Origin of the sequence: Bacillus sp. V59.32b (genome assembly GCF_003429085.1) — a bacterium.
In the GTDB taxonomy this organism is placed as follows: domain Bacteria; phylum Bacillota; class Bacilli; order Bacillales; family DSM-1321; genus Peribacillus.
This window is the reverse complement of sequence record NZ_QVTC01000018.1, coordinates 77,248-101,726: the sequence shown is the minus strand read 5'-3', so window position 1 is coordinate 101,726 and position 24,479 is coordinate 77,248. Positions and strand designations below refer to the sequence as shown.

22 protein-coding genes are annotated in these 24,479 nt (G+C 43.1%); 18 read left to right on the top strand and 4 right to left on the bottom strand.

The window, feature by feature from the left end; translation table 11 throughout:
- Positions 1 to 211 precede the first annotated feature (211 nt).
- The 14 genes from D0463_RS05860 to D0463_RS05795 all read left to right on the top strand — a co-directional run bounded on the left by D0463_RS05860 (position 212) and on the right by D0463_RS05795 (position 16,795).
- Complete coding sequence (locus tag D0463_RS05860; protein WP_160118377.1) at positions 212 to 934, top strand: polysaccharide deacetylase family protein; 723 nt, start codon at positions 212 to 214, stop codon at positions 932 to 934.
- Positions 935 to 1,199: 265 nt separating this feature from the next.
- Positions 1,200 to 2,276: a tRNA 2-selenouridine(34) synthase MnmH gene (gene mnmH / locus D0463_RS05855; RefSeq protein WP_117306136.1), complete on the top strand. Its 1,077-nt coding sequence runs from the start codon at positions 1,200 to 1,202 to the stop codon at positions 2,274 to 2,276.
- 239 nt (positions 2,277 to 2,515) lie between these two features.
- The gene (locus tag D0463_RS20215) at positions 2,516 to 2,749 is read left to right on the top strand and encodes a hypothetical protein (protein ID WP_117306134.1); all 234 of its coding nucleotides are present in this window, start codon (positions 2,516 to 2,518) and stop codon (positions 2,747 to 2,749) included.
- A 259-nt stretch (positions 2,750 to 3,008) separates the two neighbouring features.
- Positions 3,009 to 3,776: a DODA-type extradiol aromatic ring-opening family dioxygenase gene (locus D0463_RS05845; RefSeq protein ID WP_117306131.1), complete on the top strand. Its 768-nt coding sequence runs from the start codon at positions 3,009 to 3,011 to the stop codon at positions 3,774 to 3,776.
- Between the two features lie 406 nt (positions 3,777 to 4,182).
- Positions 4,183 to 7,038, top strand: coding sequence for a 2-oxoglutarate dehydrogenase E1 component (gene sucA / locus D0463_RS05840; protein WP_301950625.1), 2,856 nt, complete (start codon positions 4,183 to 4,185; stop codon positions 7,036 to 7,038).
- 1 nt (position 7,039) lies between these two features.
- A complete protein-coding gene (gene odhB, locus D0463_RS05835; RefSeq protein WP_117306127.1) occupies positions 7,040 to 8,296 on the top strand; it encodes a 2-oxoglutarate dehydrogenase complex dihydrolipoyllysine-residue succinyltransferase in 1,257 nt (418 codons plus the stop codon).
- Between the two features lie 299 nt (positions 8,297 to 8,595).
- Positions 8,596 to 9,348 carry a DeoR/GlpR family DNA-binding transcription regulator gene (locus tag D0463_RS05830; protein ID WP_117306125.1) on the top strand — a complete coding sequence of 251 codons (753 nt, stop codon included), beginning with the start codon at positions 8,596 to 8,598 and terminating at the stop codon, positions 9,346 to 9,348.
- The gene (pfkB, locus tag D0463_RS05825) at positions 9,345 to 10,271 is read left to right on the top strand and encodes a 1-phosphofructokinase (protein ID WP_117306122.1); all 927 of its coding nucleotides are present in this window, start codon (positions 9,345 to 9,347) and stop codon (positions 10,269 to 10,271) included. The genes D0463_RS05830 and pfkB overlap by 4 nt, the downstream gene beginning before the upstream one ends.
- The gene (locus D0463_RS05820; protein ID WP_117306120.1) at positions 10,268 to 12,151 is read left to right on the top strand and encodes a PTS fructose transporter subunit IIABC; all 1,884 of its coding nucleotides are present in this window, start codon (positions 10,268 to 10,270) and stop codon (positions 12,149 to 12,151) included. The genes pfkB and D0463_RS05820 overlap by 4 nt, the downstream gene beginning before the upstream one ends.
- 119 nt (positions 12,152 to 12,270) lie before the next feature.
- Positions 12,271 to 13,062, top strand: coding sequence for a VOC family protein (locus D0463_RS05815; RefSeq protein ID WP_117306117.1), 792 nt, complete (start codon positions 12,271 to 12,273; stop codon positions 13,060 to 13,062).
- 38 nt (positions 13,063 to 13,100) lie between these two features.
- Positions 13,101 to 13,502 (top strand): secondary thiamine-phosphate synthase enzyme YjbQ, encoded by a 402-nt coding sequence (locus tag D0463_RS05810; RefSeq protein WP_117306114.1) that lies wholly within the window; start codon positions 13,101 to 13,103, stop codon positions 13,500 to 13,502.
- Between the two features lie 184 nt (positions 13,503 to 13,686).
- Positions 13,687 to 14,922, top strand: a complete 1,236-nt coding sequence (locus D0463_RS05805; RefSeq protein ID WP_117306111.1) for an MDR family MFS transporter — start codon at positions 13,687 to 13,689, stop codon at positions 14,920 to 14,922.
- 105 nt (positions 14,923 to 15,027) lie between these two features.
- On the top strand, positions 15,028 to 15,678 hold the full coding sequence (gene trhA / locus D0463_RS05800; RefSeq protein ID WP_117306109.1) for a PAQR family membrane homeostasis protein TrhA: 651 nt from the start codon (positions 15,028 to 15,030) through the stop codon (positions 15,676 to 15,678).
- A gap of 115 nt (positions 15,679 to 15,793) precedes the next feature.
- Positions 15,794 to 16,795: a phosphotransferase enzyme family protein gene (locus D0463_RS05795; protein WP_160118376.1), complete on the top strand. Its 1,002-nt coding sequence runs from the start codon at positions 15,794 to 15,796 to the stop codon at positions 16,793 to 16,795.
- 161 nt (positions 16,796 to 16,956) lie between these two features.
- Here D0463_RS05795 and D0463_RS05790 read toward each other — a convergent pair whose 3' ends face one another.
- Complete coding sequence (locus tag D0463_RS05790; protein ID WP_117306104.1) at positions 16,957 to 17,523, bottom strand: biotin transporter BioY; 567 nt, start codon at positions 17,521 to 17,523, stop codon at positions 16,957 to 16,959.
- A 230-nt stretch (positions 17,524 to 17,753) separates the two neighbouring features.
- On the opposite strand from D0463_RS05790, the gene D0463_RS05785 reads away from it, so the two are divergent.
- From D0463_RS05785 to D0463_RS05770, 4 genes are all read left to right on the top strand, one after another.
- Entirely contained in the window at positions 17,754 to 18,608 is an 855-nt protein-coding gene (locus D0463_RS05785) for a GRP family sugar transporter (RefSeq protein WP_117306102.1), read from the top strand.
- A gap of 13 nt (positions 18,609 to 18,621) precedes the next feature.
- Positions 18,622 to 19,407, top strand: coding sequence for a glucose-1-dehydrogenase (locus D0463_RS05780; protein ID WP_117306099.1), 786 nt, complete (start codon positions 18,622 to 18,624; stop codon positions 19,405 to 19,407).
- Between the two features lie 102 nt (positions 19,408 to 19,509).
- Positions 19,510 to 20,448, top strand: coding sequence for an EamA family transporter (locus tag D0463_RS05775; RefSeq protein WP_117306176.1), 939 nt, complete (start codon positions 19,510 to 19,512; stop codon positions 20,446 to 20,448).
- A 249-nt stretch (positions 20,449 to 20,697) separates the two neighbouring features.
- Positions 20,698 to 20,919: a spore coat protein gene (locus tag D0463_RS05770; protein ID WP_117306174.1), complete on the top strand. Its 222-nt coding sequence runs from the start codon at positions 20,698 to 20,700 to the stop codon at positions 20,917 to 20,919.
- Positions 20,920 to 20,981: 62 nt separating this feature from the next.
- Here the strand turns inward: D0463_RS05770 and D0463_RS05765 are convergent, their stop codons facing one another.
- The 3 genes from D0463_RS05765 to D0463_RS05755 form a co-directional block, all read right to left on the bottom strand.
- Positions 20,982 to 21,236: a hypothetical protein gene (locus tag D0463_RS05765; protein ID WP_117306097.1), complete on the bottom strand. Its 255-nt coding sequence runs from the start codon at positions 21,234 to 21,236 to the stop codon at positions 20,982 to 20,984.
- Positions 21,237 to 21,618: 382 nt separating this feature from the next.
- Entirely contained in the window at positions 21,619 to 22,713 is a 1,095-nt protein-coding gene (locus tag D0463_RS05760) for an AI-2E family transporter (RefSeq protein WP_117306094.1), read from the bottom strand.
- Between the two features lie 146 nt (positions 22,714 to 22,859).
- Entirely contained in the window at positions 22,860 to 24,479 is a 1,620-nt protein-coding gene (locus D0463_RS05755) for an ABC-F family ATP-binding cassette domain-containing protein (RefSeq protein ID WP_117306091.1), read from the bottom strand.

Sequence of the window (24,479 nt, the reverse complement as noted above, 5' to 3'; positions counted from 1 at the left end):
TTTGTACAGAGTGGATGTCTTAGAAAAATTAATGATCAATCCAAACACCATTCTTGGAAGGTAGTTTTTTGTTTGTGCATACCGAACCTGTATGAAACATAGCCCAAAAGCCAACCTTAAACAGTAAAAACGAAAGGTATGTTATATTATGAGGGTTCTGTTTAGTTTTTTACTTTTCTTTGTCCTGATTTTTGATTCAGCTGAGGCACCTATGGCCGGTAAAACTGGAGCAGTTCAAGCGTCAAGCCAGACAGGTGTACGTCCTATTCCTCCTGAATTATCGCCGTTTAAACAAAATGACGAACAAAAGGTTGCTTATTTAACATTTGATGATGGGCCTTCATTGAATACAAAGAACATTCTTGATGTACTTGATCGTTACCATGTGAAGGCCACTTTTTTTGTTAAAGAAAACGAAAAACCATACGCCATGAAGGGATACCGGGAGATTAATAAACGGGGCCATGTTATTGCGCTCCACTCTTCTTCCCATGATTATTCGGTTATTTACCGTTCAAAAGATGGTTTTTTTGAGGATCTGAACCAGCTTGAAGCCTTTTTAAAAGGAAACTTCGGCATTTCATCTCGGCTAGTCCGGTTTCCCGGTGGTTCAAGGAATATCACGACGCGCCAGAATGCAACAAAACATGTCGTCAATGAAGTGATTCAGGAGCTTTCTAAAAAAGGGTATGTGTATTGTGATTGGAATGTCGATTCGAAGGATGGATTCAGCTCTTCCATAAGCGAGCAAACCATCATCAATTCGGTCTTAAAGGGGACAAGAAACCAAAAGCAGGCGGTCATCCTGCTCCATGACATTACCGATATGAAAAATACCGTCCGCGCGCTTCCTGAAATCATTGAAGGCTTGAAAGAACAAGGATATATTTTTGATATAATCCATGATGATTCACAGCAAGTACAATTTAAATAAGCTATGTTGAATATCACTGTTGATTTTTGGGTCATTTGCTTCCCATCCATGAAACCGAAAGAGAAAGCTCGCTTTCTCTTTCGGTTTCATGGATGGGAAGCTACCTTTCAGCAGAGTTGAAAGGCGTGTGAAACCCTGGTTTCACACGAATGAACCAAAAATGCTATTAATGAACAATACTTTATAACAGATAAGAAGACTCCTTCTTGGTTGAACAGTTGCGTTATTTGACTATAATGAAGATATGAAGAAGGAGGCAATATCCGTGAAAGAACTATCCATTGACGAATTTATCCAGCAGTCAGATTCCGTCGCCATCGATGTTCGCTCTCCCGTTGAATTTGCGGAAGGTTCGATTCCCCATGCCGTCAACCTACCGCTGTTCACAAATGAGGAAAGAGCGGAGATAGGGACGATTTATAAACAGGAAGGATCGGAAGCGGCAAAATGGAAGGCGATGCAAATTGTTTCTCCAAAGCTTCCGCAACTTCTCGGTGAAATAAAAGCGATAAAAGAGAACGGAAACGAACCGGTTTTGTTTTGCTGGCGCGGCGGGAGCAGAAGCCAGTCAGTTGCTGCTTTTGCCACTCTATCGGGAATTGAGGTATCAAGAATTGTCGGTGGCTACCGGGCATATCGTGAAAGGATTCTTGAAAAAACGCCTGAGCTCTTGCCGGGTAAAGCAATTGTCCTTCACGGCATGACAGGAGTAGGCAAGACATCCATTCTCCATGAGCTGAAATTAAGAGGGTACCCTGTTCTTGATTTGGAAGGAATCGCGAAACATCGTGGCTCCGTTTTTGGCTCATTTGGAGAAGGCAGTGCCCATAACCAGAAAAAATTTGATGCCCTGCTCTTTGACGGACTATCATCTATCCAGCCGTCGAATTATTTTATTATGGAGGCCGAGAGTAAACGGATTGGGCATGCCACACAGCCTGATTTCCTTCTCAAATCAAAAGAAGGAGGAATTCATATTAGTGTCGATACATCAATGGAAAACCGAATTCAACGCACGTATGAAGAATATGTCCAACTCAATAAAGAAGATCCAGGGTTTAAAGCTAATGTGCTGGAAAACCTGCGCAAAATTGAGAGACGGATTAAAGATAAGGAGAAACTGAAAGACCTGTATCACGCCGTTGAAACGGAAGATTACAGAAAGCTGATTTATATTCTCTTTGTTGACTATTACGACCCGCTCTATTCACATAAAGAAAATTCTTATGATGGGAAATTTTTTTATGTCAAGGGCGATTCGATCACAGATGCGGCTGAAGAGATAACGAAAATCATCGAGAAAGCCGGATTTGATAGACCTTTATCGTCATTAATCAAATAAAACATTAGGGGATCTGTACATTCTGTGTCAGGTCCTTTTTATGAAGGGCACCTGCCGAATATGGGCTTTAACTAAATTGTTTCCATTCTAACATATTTCTGAATGACACTAATATTTATTGACATATTTAGTTAGCCGAATTTGAAAAGACTAAGGAACACTTTTTTAAACATGTTGTAAATGAGAATGATTTTTTTGAATATGTTAATCGGGCTGCAGTTGAATTGGAGAATTTTTTATTGAAAGACGCTTCGGAAACCAATGAGAAAAAAGTTATGTTTCTCACTAAATTTATTTTTAGCGCTCTAATTGATGCCGATCGCACAAATACTCGGCTTTTTGAGGAAAATAAGACTAGCGATTCTGTAGTTAACCATAAAGGGCTGTTTATTGCTTACTACGAAAGACTGTCAATCGCTAGTGTCGCATCCTTCGTGGATGCGTCGATTGAAATACAAGTTGAAAGCTTGTAGTGGAGAAAGAAGGGGAGTAGGGTCGCATCCTTCATGGATGCGTGGATTGAAATTTTGAATTCGGCAAGTGAAGCGGTCAGCTGTTCTGTCGCATTCTTTATGGATGCAACTTGCGCAGACGCTGCACGACTATGTCAGGTTTTAGAAGAAGTTCATATTTACAATGCGCACCGACTTTTTACTCTGGAAGTGGTTTAGTTTTGACTGGTTGAGGAAAATAGAAAACAGACCAGAAAGAAGAAAGGAAACGAACATAAATATGCTTCCATCACTGTTTTTAGCACACGGAACACCATCTCTTGCCATAGAGAGTCATGGATACGCTGAGTTTTTAAAAGAATACGTCTTGGATCTTCCGATTCCAAAAGCGATCGTTATCTTGTCTGCTCACTGGGAAAGCCGTGAACAAATGATTACTGCAGTGCAGACACATGATATTTTGTACGATTTTGCAGGATTTTCAGAAGAGCTGTATAGCCTTACATATCCTGCACCCGGAACGCTTGATCTAGCGGATCATATCCTCACTCTGCTGGCTAAGGCCGGAGTGTTTGCCATGCTTGATAACAAGCGACCTTTGGATCACGGGGCATGGGTACCGCTGCGTGTGATGTACCCAGAGGCAAATATCCCTGTAATTCCGCTTTCGATTAACCCAACGCTTTCGAATAATAAGCAATATGAGATCGGAAAGGCGCTGTCCGCACTGCGGAGCGAGAATGTTTTAATTATTGGCAGCGGCGGTATTGTCCATAACCCTGATGAGCTACTCCTTGAGATGGATGTTGCAGAAGGCTGGGCCGTATGTTTCGAAGAATGGGTGGAGAAAAGAATTCGCGAATGGGATTTAAACAGCTTGTTTAACTATGAACTCAGCGCGCCTTTTGCAAAAGCGGCTGTTCCGACAAAAGAACATTTTGCACCCCTATTAATAGCGATGGGGGCTGGGCATGAAAATAAAGACCCGCGACTGCTTCATAGATGTTTCCAATACGGTAATTTAAGCTTAAGTGCATGGGAATTTTAAATAAATATCTAAATATAATGAATGAAGTATTTATATTGGGAAATATTTCAGTAATGAAGCTTTGTTCCTCTTAGGAGAAAAGCTTCATTTTTTTGTCTAAGAAAAGAAGAAACTTGTAGAAATAGCGAAATTTATAGCAAATTGTGAAGAAAGTAGGATTTTGGCTTAATTTGCGCTAATAACCCGGAAATTGCGACTATTTTTCACTATTATTACAGGTATATCCTTTGGATATTTCTTCACAAACATGTTACTATAACAAATGAAAACGTTTTATGCTTTGAATTTTAATAATCTTTTAAAAAAATAACTATTTTTATATAGTTTAAAAATTTTTGGCAAGGATTTTATTTGACAGAGGTAAAACGCAGATATGAAATTCTACGAACAGTTGGGGGTTTACAAATTGACCAACCAGGATGCTAAGGCATATAACCCATGGAAAATATTCTCTGGTCCAAACCTTGGGTACGTCATGGAACAATTCGATTTATACCAAAACAATCCGGATGAAGTCGATCTGGAACTAAAAAACTTTTTTGAGACGTATGGTCCTCCTTCAGAAGAGGTTCTTTCGGGAATTTCTCAGAATGGGACTCCGCTACAACCTGTACAGCAGCCGAGCGAATCACTTTCCATGAAGAAAATGATGTCTGCTGTAAAGCTTGCTGAAAACATTCGTACATATGGACATTTAGCTGCCGATATTTATCCGTTAAATGAGGCAAGGCTTGACAGTGAGCTTCTTCATCTCGATAACTATGATTTGACAGCGGAAGACTTGAAAATCATTCCGGCAGACTTGATCTGCCCGGAAGCACCGTCAAATGTAAGAGATGGATATGAAGCGATTCAATACTTAAAAGAGCTATATACGAAAACGATTGCTTTTGAATTTTCTCAGGTGAATGATCTTGAGGAAAGGAAATGGCTGAATGATATGGTCGAAACGGGTAAGATTTTTCCTGAGATGACGAAGGAAAAGAAAACGTTATTATTAAGGCGTTTACACGAAGTAGAAGGATTTGAGAAATTCCTGCACCGGACATATGTAGGTCAAAAGCGTTTCTCCATCGAAGGTCTTGATGCGTTGGTACCGGTTCTCGATGAAATTATAGCGGAAACTGTTCAAAACGGGACACCGAACATCAATATTGCAATGGCACACCGAGGGCGTTTGAATGTATTGGCACACGTGCTTGGGAAGCCTTATGAAGTAGTTTTTTCCGAGTTCCAGCACTCTCCTAACAAAGACTTAGTGCCATCCGAAGGCTCGACCGGAATTAACTATGGCTGGACTGGGGACGTAAAATATCATTTAGGGCTTGATAAGCAAATTACGAAAGAAAATACGCAAAAGGCGAGACTAACGCTTGCAAATAACCCAAGCCATTTGGAAGTAGTCGGACCGATTGTCGAGGGGTATTCCCGTGCTGCCCAGGAAGTAAGAACCCAGGCCGGTTTCCCTAAACAAAATATTGAAAAGTCGCTTGCTATCCTCGTACATGGAGATGCCGCATTCCCGGGTGAAGGGATTGTGCCTGAAACGCTCAATTTGAGCAGATTAAAAGGCTATCAAGTAGGTGGAGCGATTCACATTATCGCAAACAATATGATTGGTTTTACGACGGAAAGCGAAGATTCCCGTTCAACTAAATATGCGAGCGATCCGGCTAAGGGCTTCGAAATTCCGATTGTGCATGTCAATGCGGATGATTTGGAAGCATGTTTGGCTGCCGTTTCACTGGCCCATCAATACCGTACCAAATTTAAAAAAGATTTCCTGATTGACTTGATCGGGTACAGACGTTTCGGACATAACGAAATGGATGAACCGCTTGTGACCCAGCCACAAATGTATGCATTGATTCATAAGCATCCGACAGCAAAAGAAATTTTTGCTGACAGGCTGGTTAGTGCTGGGGAGATTTCCAAGGAAGAACTCGCAGCTATTGAAGAACAGGTAGATGCTAAATTTTCGGAGTCTTACAATAAAGTCTCCGGGAATAAACCGGAAGAAGGCCGGGAGCTCGATCCTCCTGATAATGTTGAACACGGCATTCCAAAGCTGGATACTTCTGTTTCGGCGAATGAATTGAAAGCAATCAATGAACAGCTTTTGAAATGGCCTGAAGGTTTCAGTGTAAACAAAAAGCTTGGGCGAATCCTTACCCGCCGCCTTGATTCATTTGGTGAAAGTGGCAAGATCGATTGGGCCCATGCTGAAACATTGGCATTTGCGACCGTTTTGAAGGATGGGACGCCCATTCGATTAACAGGACAGGATTCGGAGCGTGGGACATTTGCACAGCGCAATATCGTTCTGCATGACAGTGAAACCGGGAAGACCTATTCCCCACTGCACACGCTTGAGAATGTAAATGCTTCTTTTGCAGTCCATAACAGCCCGTTGACCGAAACGGCGGTTATTGCTTTTGAATATGGTTATAACGTATTCGCGCCGGAAACATTGGTGCTTTGGGAAGCCCAATTCGGGGACTTCGCAAACACAGGACAGGTTATTTTTGACCAGTTCATTGCCGCGGGACGCGCGAAATGGGGCCAAAAATCGGGTCTGGTTATGCTGCTTCCGCATGGCTATGAAGGACAGGGGCCTGAGCACTCCAGCGCACGCCTTGAAAGATTCTTGTCATTGGCCGCCGAGAAGAACTGGACGGTAGCGAACTTAAGTTCCGCTGCACAGTATTTTCATATCCTGAGAAGACAGGCAAAAATCCTCGAAATGGATGAGGTTCGTCCGCTTGTACTCATGACACCGAAGAGCTTGCTCCGAAATCAAACGATGGCTTCCGAACTGTCTGAATTCAGCGATGGAGAATTCCAGACTTTCATTGAAACACCGGGCGGAAAGCCTAAATCGGTGGAGCGAGTCGTTTTCTGTACAGGGAAAATTGCAGTGGAGCTGAGAGAAAAGGCTGAATCGGAGAAAAACCTTGAATGGTTGAAGATTGTCAGCATCGAGGAAATTTATCCGTTCCCATTCGATGGGGTTCAAGAATTGCTGAAAAAATATCCAAACTTGAAGGAAATAGCCTGGCTTCAAGAAGAGCCTAAAAATATGGGGGCGTGGTCTTTTGTTGAACCACGATTGAACGCTGCCGCACCTGCTGGGGTATCGGTATCTTATATCGGCCGGAAACGCAGATCAAGTCCTGCAGAGGGAGATCCTTTGGCTCATAAGAAAAAGCAGCAAAAAATCATTAGTGAAGCAATTACACGGACGATAGAGGGGGATATGTAAGATGGCTGAAGTGAAAGTGCCAGAATTAGCGGAATCAATATCTGAAGGAACGGTGGCCCAGTGGCTGAAGCAGCCAGGGGATCATGTGGAAAAGGGAGACTACATTGTCGAGCTTGAAACAGATAAAGTAAACGTTGAAATCATTTCTGATCATGCCGGTACCTTAAAAGAGCTTCTTGCCGAAGAAGGAGATACCGTGCAAGTCGGTCAGGCAATCGCTGTAGTTGATGAGAGCGGTGCAGCAGGCGGAACGGCTCCAACGGCTGATGCTTCTAAGGCAGCTGAACCAGCACCGGAAAAAGCGGCACCTGCACCTGCACCAGTTAGTACTCCTGCCCCGGAAGCGAAAGAGGAAGCCAAGGCTTCTAACGGACAAAAACCAATTGCTTCACCGGCAGCGAGAAAGCTTGCCCGTGAAAAAGGAATCGACTTAAGCGAAGTGGCTGTAACCGACCCTCTTGGCAGAGTGCGCAAGCAAGATGTGGAATCAGCAGGCAAGGCTCCTGCCCAGGCAGCTCCTGCAAAACCTGCAGCGGCCGCGCCAGTACAAAATGATAGCCGTGTAGAAGTCATTAAGATGTCCCGCCGTCGCCAGACAATCGCCAAGCGCCTGGTTGAAGTACAACAGACAGCTGCGATGCTTACAACCTTTAACGAGGTAGATATGACAGCGATCATGGAATTGCGAAACCGCCGCAAGGATGCTTTCTTCAAACAGCATGAGGTGAAGCTTGGCTTTATGTCATTCTTTACAAAAGCTGTGATCGGGGCACTCAAGAAATATCCACTATTGAATGCCGAAATCAATGGCACCGAAATCATTCAGAAAAACTACTACGATATCGGTGTAGCGGTTTCCACTGAAGAAGGCCTTGTCGTCCCGGTCGTCAGAGATGCTGACAGAAAAGGCTTCGCTGAAATTGAAGGATCCATCGCAGACCTTGCAGTGAAAGCACGTAACAATAAATTGGCGCTTTCCGATCTTCAAGGCGGCACTTTCACGATTACAAACGGAGGAACATTCGGTTCATTGCTATCGACGCCAATCCTGAACGCGCCGCAGGTCGGTATCCTCGGCATGCACAAGATCCAGGTAAGACCGGTTGCGATTGACAAGGAGCGTATGGAGAACAGACCGATGATGTATCTTGCACTGTCGTATGACCACCGCATTGTCGACGGAAAAGAAGCCGTGAGCTTCCTTGTAACGGTTAAGGACTTACTCGAAGATCCAGAACAATTGCTATTAGAAGGCTGATTACCATATAAGTAAAAAGTTAGAGTCCTTCCATTCTGATTCATAGAATGGAAGGGCTTTTTTGCTGTTTTTAATTGGGATATCACCGAAATCTGAGATATATCATCGAAACTGCAGATATATCATCAAAACTGAATATATCATCGAAACTGGAGATATCACCAAAACTTAAATTTCGAACAATTAATGAACGATTTTGATAGTTTTGTATAATAATTGAAAGAAATTGAATGAGTTTGATTGTTTTTGATTGATTTATGAAAAGGCTTCCTTTATGATGGAATTAGGGAGGTGAGGATGTGCTGACAGAAGAAAGGCAGCAAATGATAATGTCGCTTCTTAAACAACAAGGAACAGTGAAGCTTCAGGAGCTTGTCGAGCATCTGCAAGCATCAGAATCGACCATCAGACGGGATTTAAGTCAATTAGAAGAGTTGACATTATTAAAACGGGTCCATGGTGGAGCTGCCCTGTTACAGAGAAAAGGATTGGAGCCAACCATCCTTGAAAAAAAGAATAAAAAAGTTGCGGAAAAGCAGCGAATTGCCAAAATAGCATCCAGCTTTATTGAAAATGGGGATTGTATTTACTTGGATGCCGGGACAACAACGATGGAAATGATTCCTTTTATGAAAGATAGAAATGTAATCGTTCTCACAAACGGCTTAATGCATATTTCGAAACTAATGGAATCTGGAATAAAGACCCTCTTAGTTGGGGGACAAATCAAGGTGTCGACCAACGCAACTGTAGGCAGCACCGCGATTGAATTTTTAAAAAATTACCGGTTCGATAAATGCTTCCTTGGCATGAATGGCGTACATTCGGGACTTGGATTCACGACGCCGGACCCAGATGAAGCAATTTTAAAGAAAACAGCCTTACAGCTTTCTCTGGAAAGCTATGTTTTGGCGGATAGCACGAAGCTGAATGAGGCAACATTTACAAGAGTGGCAGATTTATCTGAAGCGACAATCATAACCGATAATCTTGACGAATCTGCGCTAGAAACAATAAGACAACATCCAAACGCAAAGGTTGTGACAGCATGATATACACTGTAACTCTGAATCCTGCGATCGATTTCATCGTCGAGGTGGATGATTTTCAGAGTAACTCCTTAAACCGTATAAAGAAAGAAGCTAAATTTCCTGGCGGTAAAGGCATCAATGTATCGAGGGTTCTAAAACGAATCGGAATCGAAAGCAAAGCACTTGGTTTTACAGGTGGCTTTACGGGAGAATTTATCAAAAACTTTTTGGAAACAGAAAATATCTCCGTGGATTTTACAGAAGTAGCAACGGATACAAGGATTAATATCAAATTAAAATCCGCAGGTGAAACCGAAATAAACGGCTTGGGTCCGGAAGTGACACAGGAAAACTATCAAGACCTTTTAAAAAAAATTAATGAACTGACTATTGATGACATCGTTGTCCTTGCCGGAAGCATTCCGCCATCTGTGCCATCTGATTTCTATGAACACGTGACGAAATTATGTTTGGATCAAGGAATACGCGTGATTGTGGATACGAGCGGTCCGTCATTAATGGATGTGATCAAGCACAAGCCTTTCCTGGTTAAACCGAATCATCATGAATTAGGAGAGATATTTTCAACTAAGATTCAAACGACAAAGGACGCTGCGAAGTATGGGCAGCAACTAATCGAGCTCGGCGCCAGAAATGTCATCGTTTCAATGGCTGGCGAGGGTGCGGTACTTTGTACGGAAAACAAAATGTACAGTGCGAATGTGCCAAGCGGAAAGGTAGTTAACTCAGTAGGTGCGGGTGATTCCGTTGTGGCAGGATTTGTTGGTACATACACTAAGACGGCTGACATTCTCAAAGCCTTCAAGTTTGGCCTCGCTGCCGGGAGCGCGACCGCTTTTTCAGCGGATTTAGCCCGTAAAGAAGATATTGAAGCTTTGATACCTCAAATAGAAGTAAAAGAGTTGGTGGAGGGGATTTTATGAAGATTACAGATTTATTAAAAAAAGACACGATAATTTTACATCTTGCTTCAAGAGAGAAAGAGCAAGTCATCGACGAGCTGGTTGGAAAGCTTGCAGATGCGGGGAGATTGAATGATCGCAAGGCCTTTAAAGCGGCAATCTTGAAGCGGGAAGAGCAGGGTACAACAGGAATCGGAGAAGGAATCGCAATTCCGCATGCCAAAACCACTGCGGTAAAAACGCCTTCGATTAGTTTCGGTAGGTCTGATCCAGGGGTTGATTACGAATCATTGGATGGACAGCCGGCGCATTTATTTTTCATGATAGCGGCCAGTGAAGGGGCGAATGACGCGCATTTAGAAACGCTAGCCCGTCTTTCTACATTATTGATGGATGAAGCTTTCCGCAAAAAGCTGCTTTCGGCTTCTTCTGAACAACAGATTATTTCGATTATTGACGAGAAAGAAAAAGAGGTTAACGAGGAAGAGGCTGTAGAAGAAATTCTCGGAGAGGACACATCATTCTCTGGCAAACAAATCCTGGCAGTCACAGCCTGCCCGACCGGAATCGCCCACACTTACATGGCTGCAGATGCCTTAAAGGCACAGGCGAAAGAAATGGGCATCGACATCAAGGTCGAAACAAACGGCTCATCAGGGATTAAAAACGGCCTGACAGCTGCTGAAATCGAAGCTGCTGATGCGATCATTGTTGCGGCAGACAAACAGGTGGAAATGAATCGTTTCAAAGGCAAGCATGTCATCATCGTTCCGGTAGCACAGGGGATCAGGAAACCGGGTGAACTCATTCAACGAGCCATAGACAAAGACGCCCCTGTCTATAAAGGAAGCAACGAGAAAAACGAGGGCGGCGATTCATCAGAAAGCCGCAGCGGCTTCTATAAGCATATCATGAACGGTGTCAGCAATATGCTGCCGTTCGTTGTCGGCGGAGGTATTTTGATTGCCCTGTCATTCGTGTTTGGGATTCATGCGGCCAACCCGGATCATGAGACATACAACCCAATCGCCAAAGCGTTGAGTGATATCGGTGGCGGTAACGGCGCATTCTTCTTCCTTGTGCCGATTTTAGCCGGATTTATCGCTAGTTCTATTGCGGATCGGCCAGGTTTCGCGCCCGGCATGGTCGGAGGATTGCTCGCAGCCCAGGCCGGAGCAGGATTCCTTGGCGGCTTAATTGCCGGTTTCCTTGCTGGTTACGTTGTCGTGGCATTGAAAAAGGGATTTGAGGTATTACCAAGACAACTTGAAGGTATCAAACCAGTCCTGCTTTATCCTGTGTTTGGAATGCTAATTATCGGTTTTATTATGATTTTTATCATCAACGAACCAGTTTCCTCCATTAATAAAGGGCTCACAGACTGGTTAAGCGGTTTATCGGGCGGCAACGCAATCCTGCTCGGAATCATTCTTGGCGGAATGATGGCTGTCGACATGGGCGGTCCAATCAACAAGGCTGCGTTCACATTCGGTATTGCAGCAATCGAAGCGCAAAGCTTTGGGCCGCACGCAGCGGTTATGGCCGGCGGTATGGTCCCGCCTCTTGGAATCGCGCTTGCAACAACATTCTTTAAGCATAAGTTTACAGAACCAGAAAGAAAGTCAGGGTTCACGAACTATTTCATGGGTGCATCCTTCATCACCGAGGGAGCGATTCCATTTGCGGCTGCCGATCCGGTCCGGGTACTCACAAGCTCGATTGTCGGTTCCGCAATAGCAGGGGCTTTATCGATGTTCTTCGAGGTAACCCTCCCGGCACCGCACGGAGGAATCTTCGTTATCGGTTTGGTGAATAATCCGTTATTGTACATCCTGGCGATCTTGATCGGTGCCGTAGTAACGGCAATCATACTTGGAGTTTGGAAAAAGAAATCAGTATAGTAAATGAAGGGATAAGCGAGTTATTGCTTGTCCCTTTTTTCTTTGTAACCGTCATAGCTGACTACTTCTATAAAGAGTGAGATAATGAATTCACTCTTATTTGGGGGAGGAAAATAGCAATGACTTTATACTTTGATCACCTTGTGCATTTTGTAAAGGGGACACCAATAGAAGCAATTAAGAAGATGGAACTTCATGGGTGGGAGGCAGTTTCTGGAGGAAGGCATGAAATGTGGGGGACATATAACAGCTTAATGTACGCCGGGCTGAGTTACATAGAATTTTTGGCAGTGGAAAATACTGAAACAGCAAAGAAATCGACTAATCCGCTTATCGAACTACTTGTCAAAGATGAAGAAGGGTTTGGCCAAGTCTGTTTGCGTACAAACGACATTCAAAAATGGAAAGAAGACCTGGAACGCAAGGGCATACAAACCAGCTCGGTTATTAATGCGGAAAGAAGAAGAGAAAATGGCGATTTATTGAAATGGAAGATGCTATTCATAGAAGAGCGGGACACAGGCTTGCCTTATTCGTTTTTTATTGAGTGGAGCGGCGATGATGAAAAACGACTTTCGGAAATGAAGCAGTCAGGAATTATTCCCCAAAAACAGCTAGGCAGAAAGATTTCATCTGTCCATTTTGGGGTAAAGGATATCGAGGCAACAGCGGAAAAATGGTCCAGCTTGCTCAATATTCAAGCAGGGGAAGCATACATGGACAGCAGGCTTGGCAGCTTCTGTAAAAGCATAACTATCGGAGATACCGAGCTGATTTTCATAGAGCCGGGTGAGAATGATTATATGACCGAGCTTCTTGCCAAAAAAGGAGAACGACCTTTCCTTGTCACTTTTGACGGAAATGAAGCGAGTGAGACGGTTGAGATATTTGGCGGATTATACAGTCTCTAGCCATATGAAGGAAAGCTAAATGTTAGGAGGCGGAGAAGATGTTGAAGAAAATGACGTTAACGACGACAAAGCGTGACGAGATGACAGATATTACGGCCGAGGTGCAGCGATTGATTGACGAAGCAGGAGTTGAAGAAGGAACAGCCCTCGTATATTGCCCTCATACGACAGCTGGGATTACGATCAATGAAAATGCGGATCCCGACGTAAAACGGGACATGCTTCGCAGGTTTGATGAAGGGTACCCATGGAATCACACAATGGATTTACATGAGGAAGGGAACACCGCCGCACATATGAAGGCAAGTACGGTCGGTTCCTCACAGCATGTCATCATTGATAAAGGAACTTTAGTGCTGGGAACATGGCAGGGCGTTTATTTTTGCGAATTCGATGGCCCGCGCGAAAGGCAGTTTTTTGTGAAGCTCATGAAAGGCTAATTTTATCATTCAAAGAAGGGAAAGCGGACGGTGATTCTTGCTTTCCTTTTTTTGTTGATTGATAACCGCTTCAAGAGCCTTTTATCCATCCCCTATTGACGAAGCACCGAAAGAGGACTAAAATCAGAAAACAATATCTAATAAGAAAATTTTTAAATCGTCACGGGAAAAAGGGGTCTTACATATGAGAAAGATATTGACGGATGTCGGACCGATCGGCTGGAATATCATTATCGGCACGATGTTTGGCAGGATGGCAACTTCGATGAGCATGCCGTTTTTGGCGATTTATTTGACGAAGTCACTCGGCGTTTCCCCGGCCATGACCGGGGCGATTGTCGCTGTAAGTGCTCTAGTAGGAGTGTTGGCAAGTTTCCTCGGGGGGTATCTGTCGGACCGGTTCGGTCGGAAACGGATTTTGATTTTATCGATCTTTATGTGGGCGGCTGTGTTTGCAGGTTACGGCTTTTCAAAAACGATTCTGGCCTTTTTTATTATGAATTCATTAAACGGCTTGTGCAGAGCCCTGTTTGAACCGGCATCAAGAGCCTTGCTCTCGGATATTACCGAGCCTAAGAACAGGCTGCTCATCTTTAATTTAAGATATACGGCAATCAATGTCGGAGTAACCTTCGGGCCGCTCTTGGGATTGAAATTGGGTTCCGCCGATTCAATGGCTTCGTTCTATGTAGCAGGCATCATTTACGCATTATACGGGCTGTCGTTGGTCGTTTCCTTAAAAAGCTATCAAGATAAAACCGTTGCTTCAACCAATCGAATCACCATGAGAGAAGCAGCAGGTGTAATTAAACAAGATAAAACCTTCACGCTGGCACTAGTGGCTTTAATTCTATCGATTACCGGTTTTTCACAGTTCAATTCAACGCTCCCGCAATTCTTCTCCTCATCAGAAAGCTTTGAAAATGGAGTGGCTGTCTTTTCTTATCTGTTAGCATTAAATGCCCTGCTGGTTGTAATCATCCAATATCCAATCGTAGCCATCAGCAAGAGGTTTCCGTCTGTTCTGTCCATTACAGCCGGAAATTTAATCATTTGCTTAGGTCTGATCGGATTTGCCTTTGCCAAAACCATTCCTGCTTTCATTCTAATCATCGTTCTGTTCACGATCGGGGAAGTTCTGATGTTTTCAATGACTGATATGTTCATCGACGAATTAGCAGATCCGGCGATAAAGGGAACCTATTTCGGCGCCATGGGCTTTAGCGGTTTGGGAAATGTAATCGGTCCTTGGTTTGGAGGAGTATTGCTCGGTCACTTCGGAGCTGGACAGCCACTGTTGCTATTTGGCACGCTCAGTGCCACCGCAGTCTTTGGTGTCCCGCTGTTTCTGATTGTTTATTCCCAGCTGAAAAAAAGAAAGACTTTCGGACGCAATCTTTCAAACGATATTCAGACATAGCATCAATAATTCTTTTCTTTAAAGTGGTAAAGTGTTAGGTTATAATTAACTGTATGAAAATTGGGGTGTAATCTCCTCTAACAAGCTAAATAAGGAGATGATTTTTTGGCTGATACTCATGTTTATTCAAAAAAAGAAGAATTGGTTAACGCGATCACCCATGGAATTGGAGTCTTATTAAGTATTACAGCGCTCGTTTTCCTGATTATCTTTTCCTCCCAGGAAGGGTCAGCCTGGCATGTCGTCGCTGCAACGATCTATGGAGTCAGCATGCTCGTGCTTTATACTTCATCAACGCTCGTTCACAGTTTTCCGCCTGGTAAGGCAAAGGATATATTTGAAATTTTCGATCATTCGGCGATTTACTTTTTCATTGCCGGAACATACACGCCCTTTATGCTGATTGTACTAAATGGTGCCCTTGGTTGGACGCTTTTGGGAATCGTCTGGGGAGTGGCACTCGTCGGCGTTGTTTTCAAAGCATTCTTTGTGAAGAAATTCCTTTATCTTTCCACTGTCCTGTATATCGCGATGGGCTGGTTAATTGTAGTCGCCTGGAATCCAATGGCTGCGACCATTCCGGCTGCTGGAATGCAGCTGCTTATGGCAGGCGGGTTATTATATACGCTTGGAGCTGTATTTTATGTCTGGCGTGGTTTCCCTTTTCATCACGCAGTCTGGCATTTGTTCGTGATTGGCGGCACAGCGGCGCATTTCTTCGCGGTGTTGTTCTACGTCCTTCCAATTCATATGTAATAATGAAAAATCCTTATCAACGAGATAAGGATTTTTTGTGATTTTTTTGAAAATAACATGATAAAATATGTATGGGTATATATTCCAGAACTTAAAAAATGGCGGGGGAGAACCGATGGAAAAAACAGTTGAAATGGTTTTCAGTAATGCGATATTGCATGAAGGTGCAGCAATCTTTCTGGTAGAGATTGAAAGCCTGAAAAAAATTGGAGACTTCGAGAATTATATATACAGCGGCCAAAGGGACGGAATAGAAGTCATCGTCCGCTACACCCACTCTTCGCACCGGAGCTACGCACTCCTGCAGGCAGAAAGCGATTGGGTCGCTTATTTAAAACTTAACGGCTCATGCGTATATGAGCATTTTACTTCCATAAACGGACGATATATTGAAAGCGCACAAGCTGTTGATGGAACGGAATTTTATATGAGCTGCTACGAAAAATTACCAGGAAGTCAAGTCGGCTGGCGGGAACTAGAAAGTGATCAAGAGCTTGCGCGTAAATGGGGCGCAGCGATAGGGAAAATGAATAAAATTACAAAGACGTATCACCATCCCGCCGGAATCACGCGTCCTCATTGGGATGAAGAAGAGTTGTTTGAAATAGAAAAAATTAAGCCGGAAATCGATGAAAAGGTTATTGCCTATCGTGATCAAGTGGTCTCAGCTATTTCAAATCTTCCGAAAACAAATGACAACTATGGGCTTATTCACTCGGATTTGCATTCTGGTAACTTCCTTGTCCACGATGGCAAATTGAATCTTTTTGATTTCGATGATTGTGCCTATCATTGGTTCGCCAGCGATATTGCGATTCCATTGTACTATATTGTTTTTCAGAGGGATTTACATACGTTGGAGGGGCGAGATGAATTTGCTAAGCGTTTTTTTACTGGGTTTCTCGAAGGCTATCAAAAAGAAAACGATCTTTTGGTGGGGATAATCGAAACGATTCCATTGTTTTTAAGGTTGCGCGATATTGTGCTGCTTTCCGTCCTATACAAGAAATTTGATTTTTCCCGATTGAACGAGCAACAAAAGAATTTTTTTGAAGCGGTAAAGGGGCGGGTAGAGCGCCAGGAAGCAATCATTAATATAGATGCATTACTTACTTGAATCAATTTCATAATTCCTTTTTATAAAGAAACACAGACCACCAGAATATTACTTATTCAAAAAATGTTCTTAGTTTATGAAATGGATTCACTTAATAAAATAAGAATTAAAAACCCGTTTCTGCTTATATTAAGTCAGAGACGGGTCTCTTTTCGTTCACTTTATGCGGAAAGCTTTTGTTGTGGAAGCATTCTCGATGCATCAAGGCGATTTCGCACGAGGATTCCCACCCAGCCGGCCATTACGGCTTTAATGACGCCTACGATGAGGAATGGAGTTGCACCACCTGCAATAGCGGCTGTCCATGATAAAGATGCAGCGATTTTTAACCAAATGGTACCGAAAGTCAAAGTGATCACCATACCAATGATATTAGCTAAAATGGCATTGGTCACGGTGAATTTCGTTTTTTCTAAAATAAGTCCGGTCAAGAAAGCGGTCGGGATGAAACCGACTAAATATCCTCCGGTCGGTCCGAAAATTTTAGAGATGCCGGCTGACATTTCAGCGAATACCGGAATTCCGGCTGCGCCGATAATTAAGTATAAAATAACGGCTAACGTTCCGTAGCGGGAACCTAAGATTGTAGCCGCCAGTCCGATTGCCAGTGTTTGCCCGGTAATCGGGACAAGTGGCAGCGGAATGTTTACTTGTGCGAGTATCCCGATAATCGCTGCAAATAGAGCAGTGATGATCATCATTCTTAATTTTTCTCGATTTTGTTGCATTTTTCTTCCCCCTCTTAATGTAAACCTTTAATTATTTGAAGTTGACATATATAGATTCTAAATTCGCCATTTCGTTTTGTCAATCGGAAAACATCGACAAACTTCAAGGAAACACATTAATTTTCTGAATAATTTGTCAGGTTTCTACATATTACATAAGGGAATAAATGAAGATAGCTTGTTAGCATATGGAGTAAATTATATGATTTTGCAGGAAAGAAGGATAAGTAATGGAAGGGATTTTATTTGCGTTGCTCCCTGCAGTTATGTGGGGAAGCATTGTCTTAGTCAGCGTCAAGCTTGGCGGCAATGCCTATAGTCAGACATTGGGGATCACTTTTGGCTCGATGATCTTTGCTATTGTCATGTTTTTTATTAACAAACCTGATATGAGTACGGTTGTATGGGTAGTAGGAATCATCTCAGGGATTTCCTGGGCGGTCGGACAGCTCTATCAATTGAACAGTGTCAAATATATGGGTGTTTCAAAAACAGTTCCGATTTCGACGGGAATGCAATTGCTTGGTACGACATTGTTCGGGGTCATAGTCTTCCGGGAATGGACAAACACTACCACCATCGTTCTTGGAGTAATCGCATTGATTTGTATTATCGGTGGTGTAATTTTTACAGCATTGGGGAAAAAAGGAGAAGACGATAAAGATGAGAACTTCAAAAAGGGGTTGCTTGTACTCGTTGTTTCTTCACTTGGTTTTATCGGCTATGTGGTAATTGTCAGATGGTTTGAAATTGAGGGCTGGGCCGCGATTTTACCGCAGTCGATCGGAATGCTCATCGGAGCGCTCATTCTTTCAGTCCGTCACAAACCGTTTACAAAATACGCGTTCCGAAATGTTTTAACTGGTCTGATTTGGGCGATCGGAAATATTGGCTTGCTTCTGGCAAACCCAAAGGTAGGCGTGGCAGTAGGGTTTTCATTTTCGCAAATGGGCATCGTCATTTCAACGCTTGGCGGGATATTCCTTTTAGGAGAAAAGAAATCAAAAAGAGAACTGATTTTTGTAATCATTGGCTGCGCGCTTGTAATCGCGGGCGGCGTTTTACTAGGTATGACAAAAAGATAAGGAGTGGTCATTTATGTATCAGGATTTAGAGAATAAGGTAGTCGTCGTTACCGGTGGATCATCGGGATTAGGAAAAGCGATGGCTGAACGGTTTGGGCGGGAAAAAGCAAAGGTGGTCCTAACCTACCATTCAGATAAACATGATTTCCAGAGCATCGTTGATAATATCAAGGCGGCAGGAGGAGATGCGGTCGCGATTAAAACGGATGTCACAAAGGAAGATGAAGTGAAAAAGCTGATTTCTTTTACCGTCGATACATTCGGCACCCTTGATATCATGGTTAACAATGCAGGCATCGAAAACGAAGTGCCGACCGAAAGATTGTCCCTTGATGATTGGAACAAAGTGATCAATGTCAATTTAACCGGAATCTTTTTAGGCAGCAGGGAAGCGATCGCTTACATGCTTGACAACAAAATAAAAGGAAATGTCATCAATATGTCCTCGGTCCATGACCGGATCCCGTGGCCGCATTTTGCTCATTATGCCGCTAGTAAAGGCGGGGTGAAGATGTTGACCGAAACACTTGCGCTGGAATATGCACCGCACGGAATCCGCGTCAATAATGTTTCACCAGGAGCGATTGACACTCCAATCAATGCGGAAAAATTCAATGACCCGGTGGCGAAGAAAGAAGTAGAAGCCTTGATTCCAATGGGATATATCGGGAAACCGGAAGAGATTGCGTCCTGTGCCGCCTGGCTGGCCTCTTCGGAATCGAGCTATGTGACTGGCTTGACGCTATATGCGGATGGTGGCATGACCAAGTATCCAGGATTTCAGGCGGGAAAAGGCTAAACCAAACAAGGGAGATTTGCTCCCTTGTTTTTTTTGGTCCATTTTAGCCCTGATGCCTGTATAATACTAGTTATTGGAAAAGAATTTTCAGGTAACAAAGGAGTGGCTATGAAAAGGTATAAAGGTTATTTAATGGTCGTTGTTGCTGCTTCTTTGTGGGGGATTTCGGGAACTGCCGCGCAGCATTTATTTCAAAACAGCAGTGTAACGATGGGCTGGCTTGTAACAGTCAGGCTGCTTGGATCCGGATTTTTGTTCCTATTGTTCGCTTTATTAGGCCGTAACAAACAGGCTGTGTGGGAAGTGTGGACAAATAAATATTCGATTTCTCACTTTTTGCTTTTTGGTTTATTTGGAATGCTGGGAGTGCAGTATACATATTTTGCCTCGATAGATGCTGGCAATGCGGCAGTCGCTACCTTACTGCAATATGCCGCCCCAGTGATTATTCTTGGATATTTTTTGGTAAAACTGCGCACTGTACCGAATATGTTTGAAATTGTAGCGGTTACTTTAACACTTGCGGGAACATTTCTCCTATTAACGGACGGCACACCGCAAAAACTTGCTGTACAAAAGGCCGGTTTTATCTGGGGAATATTATCAGCATTTGCACTGGCTTTTTATACGCTTTATTCCGGAAAATTGGTAAAGGAATATGACTCGATCATAGTCGTAGGCTGGGGAATGATGATTGGCGGCCTCGCCTTAAGTCCGGTGTATCCGCCGCTTTCATTTAATATGGCTTCCTTGGAAGTATCAACCTACAGTTTAATTCTATTTGTCATCATTTTCGGTACGTTAATTCCATTTTATTTGTTCATTGATAGTATGCGTTTTATTACAGCGAAGGAAAGTAGTTTGCTGTCATGTTCCGAACCGCTGTCGGCTGTAATATCTTCGGTGCTTTTACTCGGCATTCCCTTTGGCCTTTACCAGGGAATAGGTGCTCTATGCATTATCTTCATGGTAATTGTATTGACGCTTAAGCCGAAGAAGGCAACTAGCGAAGATGTTCAGGTTGAAGAGATGAACCTATAATTCAGAGGCGTAATTAACGAGCGGTGATCCGAATTTGCGAGCGATAATTTGAATTTGCGAGCGATGATCCGAATTAACGAGCGCTAATCCGATGTGAAAGATTTTCAAAAAAATTTCACTATCTCATGACGCTTGCCTATGCATCATCTACCTTTTGAACATATCTGTATAGGGAAGCTAAATATAGGCAACATGAGGAGGAATACTGTGAATAACGAATTTCAAGGTTATCCTGTTAACCCGAATGATATGATGACCCGTCAATATGGTTATGGATTTGGGCGCAGACCTTATGGTTATGGGCGTAGACCATTCGGACGTAGACCTTATGGTTTTGGGGCACCATTAATAGGCGGTTTCTTGGGAGGACTTGCAGCCGGGGTTCTGATAGGAGGACCTGGCGGCTACGGGTATGGTGGTTATCCTTATGGAGGTTATCCTTATTATGGTGGCTATCCATATTACTGGTAAATAAGTTACTTCAGTCCGGGCAGTGTTCCTGCCCGGTTCAATATTTTAATTACTAACAGAAGTTAATGATAGATATCTTTTCTTACTAGAGAATTTTTAACATGAAGATTATGAAAGATTCTAAAATGGAAAACAAAATCATCAAAAAGGGTATGATCGTTTTCTTCAAAGTGATAGTTTTCTAAAAAACAATCGATGATCCTGCTATCCTCGATTTGATCGAATAAACCTGATACATAAAATTGGTATGTGAATTTTTTATAAAGAAAATCATATCCGTTCGTCTCAAAGACATTTTCAACAGCTTTAGAATCCAATCATATTCTCCTTTCGAAAGGTCTATTTATTATTATTCCAGTGAGCGGATTTTCTAAACAACTAGATTAAGAATCTAATGCACGTTTTTTTATAAGGCTCTGTTAAATTCCATTGTTGATTTTCAAATGGTCATGGAATCTACTCGCTTTCCGCGGACGAACTGGCAAGCCTCCTCACTCGTACCTCGCTGCGGGGTCTTGCCAGCCCGTTTTTCCGCAGGACGTTGATTCATCATCCTTGAATAGACACCGCACGAGAAAATGCGTATGCATTTTCGAGGAGTCTCGCAGATTCCCTTCCCAAAAACAACATTATCGTTTAACAGAGCCTTTTATAAAAATAGATGAAAACCCCGCCAAGGAAAGCCTTGGCGGGGTTTGGTCATGCGGAAAAGGTGTCATCATATTTTCTTAGCTTGATAAACCGATACGTGTTAAGGACGATTGCCTTGGACACTGCGTAGGTCGGTACGGCGAGTAACAGGCCGACAACTCCTGCAAGGCTTCCAGCCACCATCAAGAGCAGGATGATGGTTAATGGATGCACGTCCAATTTCCGTCCCATTACCTGAGGCGAAATCAGATTGCTTTCAATCTGCTGCACGATCAAAACGACTAAAACTACCCAAAGCGCCATCAAAGGTGAGTGGATAAAGCCAACAATCACTGCCGGCACCAGGCCGATAAACGGTCCTACAAAAGGAATGACATTGGTCAGCATCGAAACAAGCGCAAGAATGAGAGGGTAATCCAGATCGATGATTAAATATCCAATATATATGAAGATCCCGACAAAGACGCTGACGAGTATTTGCCCCTGAATATAAGAACTAAGCGCTTCATCCATATCCTTCAGAACTTTCCTGCCTTCATCTTTATGCTGCTCCGGCACAAGCTTAAGGATTTGATCAGGCAGCTTGTCACCATCCTTAAGCATATAAAATAGGACGAAGGGGATTAGGACGATAAGAACGAGTATACCTGTAATCGCGGAAATAAAGCTGACTACATTGGTACCAATAGTTGAAACAACTTCGTTAATATATTCAGTCACTTTTCCTGTCAGTTCTTCGATGGAAAAATTATCGCTTTCCTGAAATCGGTTAACATATTCATTGTCGTTCAGTTCCATGACAGTGTCCCTAACTTCAACAGCATATTCCGGTGTATTTTCAATCAAGCTGCTGAACTGTTTCTGAAGGGGAGGTCCGATTACAAATACTAGTGAAACGATCAATCCGATCCCGATTAAATAAATAATCAGGATGGAAAGCGCTCGCGGGATATATCTTGCTGAAAAGTTCACGAGCGGCCGAAGTAGATAATATAGTACACCTGAGAGGACGATTGGTGTAAATAAGGTAGTCACCATAACGGCTATCGGTGTGAAAATAAAATTAACCTTCGATGCCAATAATACGATTAGCAATATTAAAACAATTCCATAACCAATCCGAAACAATTTAGATTGCGGCATTTCATCAACTCCAATACGAATTAACAAGTTACAAAGCTGTTTTCATCATACAACATTGAAGATAAAAAGCAATGGTATGAGTGAGCGCGAGCTAATAAAAAAACAGGTGATAATCGTATGATTACACCTGTTTTAAGAGAAGCGATTTAATTGTACATAGCTGCCACTTGCTTTTGCAGCTCGGCGTTTTCCAGATATTCATCATAATTCACTTGCTTATCAACCAGGCCGTTCGGTGTAATTTCAATGATGCGGTTGGCGATTGTCTCGATGAATTGATGGTCATGAGTTGTGAAAATCATTGCACCTTTAAAGCTTACCAGGCCATCATTCAATGCCGTAATGGATTCCAGGTCAAGGTGGTTCGTAGGCTCATCAAGCATCAATACGTTAGAACCACTAAGCATCATCTTGGATAGCATGCAGCGGACCTTTTCGCCTCCGGATAAAACACCGGCTTTCTTTAGCACTTCTTCACCCGAGAAAAGCATTCTTCCCAGGAACCCACGAAGGAAGCTTTCACTTTGGTCATTGGGAGAAAATTGGCGCAGCCAGTCAACCAACGTTAAATCCTGGCCTTCAAAAAATTCGGCGTTATCTTTTGGAAAATAGGCTTGAGAGGTTGTAACTCCCCATTTAAAAGAACCCTCGTCAGGCTCCATTTCTCCGGCCAATATTTTAAATAATGTGGTCTTCGCGATTTCATCCCGGCCAACCAATGCGATTTTGTCGCCTTTATTCATGATAAAGCTGACGTTATCAAGCACTTTTACACCGTCGATCGTTTTCGATATACCCTCGACACGCAGCAAATCATTGCCGATTTCACGCTCCGGTGTAAAAGATACGAAAGGGTAACGTCGGGAAGAAGGCTGGATATCATCCAGTGTAATTTTATCAAGCAGCTTCTTACGGGAAGTGGCCTGCTTCGATTTCGACGCATTCGCACTGAAGCGGGCGATGAAATTTTGCAGGTCCTTGATTTTTTCTTCCTTCTTTTTGTTGACATCCTGAGCTAATCGAGCGGCCAATTGACTGGATTCATACCAGAAGTCATAATTGCCCACATAAACTTTGATCTTGCCAAAATCAAGGTCGGCAATATGCGTACAGACCTTATTCAAAAAGTGACGGTCATGGGATACGACAATAACCGTATTTTCAAAGTTGATTAAAAATTCCTCAAGCCACTGGATCGCTTTAATGTCAAGGTGGTTCGTAGGTTCGTCCAGAAGCAGGACGTCCGGCTTGCCGAATAGTGCTTGTGCAAGCAAGACCTTTACCTTGTCGCCGCCTGTCAGTTCAGACATTTTCTTATTATGAAGGTCCTCTTGTATACCGAGTCCTTTTAAAAGAATCGCGGCTTCCGATTCAGCTTCCCATCCGTTCAGTTCGGCAAATTCGCCTTCAAGCTCGGCAGCTTTCATTCCGTCTTCATCGGTAAAATCGGCTTTCATATAGATTGCATCTTTTTCTTCCATAATCTTGTACAATCTTTCATGGCCCATAATAACAACGGTCATGACTTCAAGTTCTTCGTATTCGAAGTGGTTTTGTTTCAAGACTGTAAGACGCTCTCCAGGCCCCATATGCACGTCGCCAGTCTGAGCTTCAATTTCACCGGAAAGGATTTTCAGAAAGGTAGATTTTCCGGCTCCGTTCGCACCAATCAATCCGTAACAGTTACCGGGGGTGAATTTTATATTTACATCTTCAAACAGCTTGCGGTCTCCATAGCGCAAGCCGACATTAGTAACAGTAATCAT

What these genes read in the sequence shown, in the direction of transcription:
- D0463_RS05860 (WP_160118377.1), top strand. Translation starts at nt 212, where the DNA reads ATGGCCGGTAAAACTGGAGCAGTTCAAGCGTCAAGCCAGACAGGTGTA.
- D0463_RS05845 (WP_117306131.1), top strand. Translation starts at nt 3,009, where the DNA reads ATGCTTCCATCACTGTTTTTAGCACACGGAACACCATCTCTTGCCATA.
- odhB (WP_117306127.1), top strand. Translation starts at nt 7,040, where the DNA reads ATGGCTGAAGTGAAAGTGCCAGAATTAGCGGAATCAATATCTGAAGGA.
- pfkB (WP_117306122.1), top strand. Translation starts at nt 9,345, where the DNA reads ATGATATACACTGTAACTCTGAATCCTGCGATCGATTTCATCGTCGAG.
- D0463_RS05820 (WP_117306120.1), top strand. Translation starts at nt 10,268, where the DNA reads ATGAAGATTACAGATTTATTAAAAAAAGACACGATAATTTTACATCTT.
- D0463_RS05815 (WP_117306117.1), top strand. Translation starts at nt 12,271, where the DNA reads ATGACTTTATACTTTGATCACCTTGTGCATTTTGTAAAGGGGACACCA.
- D0463_RS05810 (WP_117306114.1), top strand. Translation starts at nt 13,101, where the DNA reads ATGTTGAAGAAAATGACGTTAACGACGACAAAGCGTGACGAGATGACA.
- D0463_RS05805 (WP_117306111.1), top strand. Translation starts at nt 13,687, where the DNA reads ATGAGAAAGATATTGACGGATGTCGGACCGATCGGCTGGAATATCATT.
- D0463_RS05795 (WP_160118376.1), top strand. Translation starts at nt 15,794, where the DNA reads ATGGAAAAAACAGTTGAAATGGTTTTCAGTAATGCGATATTGCATGAA.
- D0463_RS05790 (WP_117306104.1), bottom strand. Translation starts at nt 17,523, where the DNA reads ATGCAACAAAATCGAGAAAAATTAAGAATGATGATCATCACTGCTCTA.
- D0463_RS05785 (WP_117306102.1), top strand. Translation starts at nt 17,754, where the DNA reads ATGGAAGGGATTTTATTTGCGTTGCTCCCTGCAGTTATGTGGGGAAGC.
- D0463_RS05780 (WP_117306099.1), top strand. Translation starts at nt 18,622, where the DNA reads ATGTATCAGGATTTAGAGAATAAGGTAGTCGTCGTTACCGGTGGATCA.
- D0463_RS05770 (WP_117306174.1), top strand. Translation starts at nt 20,698, where the DNA reads ATGATGACCCGTCAATATGGTTATGGATTTGGGCGCAGACCTTATGGT.
- D0463_RS05760 (WP_117306094.1), bottom strand. Translation starts at nt 22,713, where the DNA reads ATGCCGCAATCTAAATTGTTTCGGATTGGTTATGGAATTGTTTTAATA.
- D0463_RS05755 (WP_117306091.1), bottom strand. Translation starts at nt 24,479, where the DNA reads ATGATTACTGTTACTAATGTCGGCTTGCGCTATGGAGACCGCAAGCTG.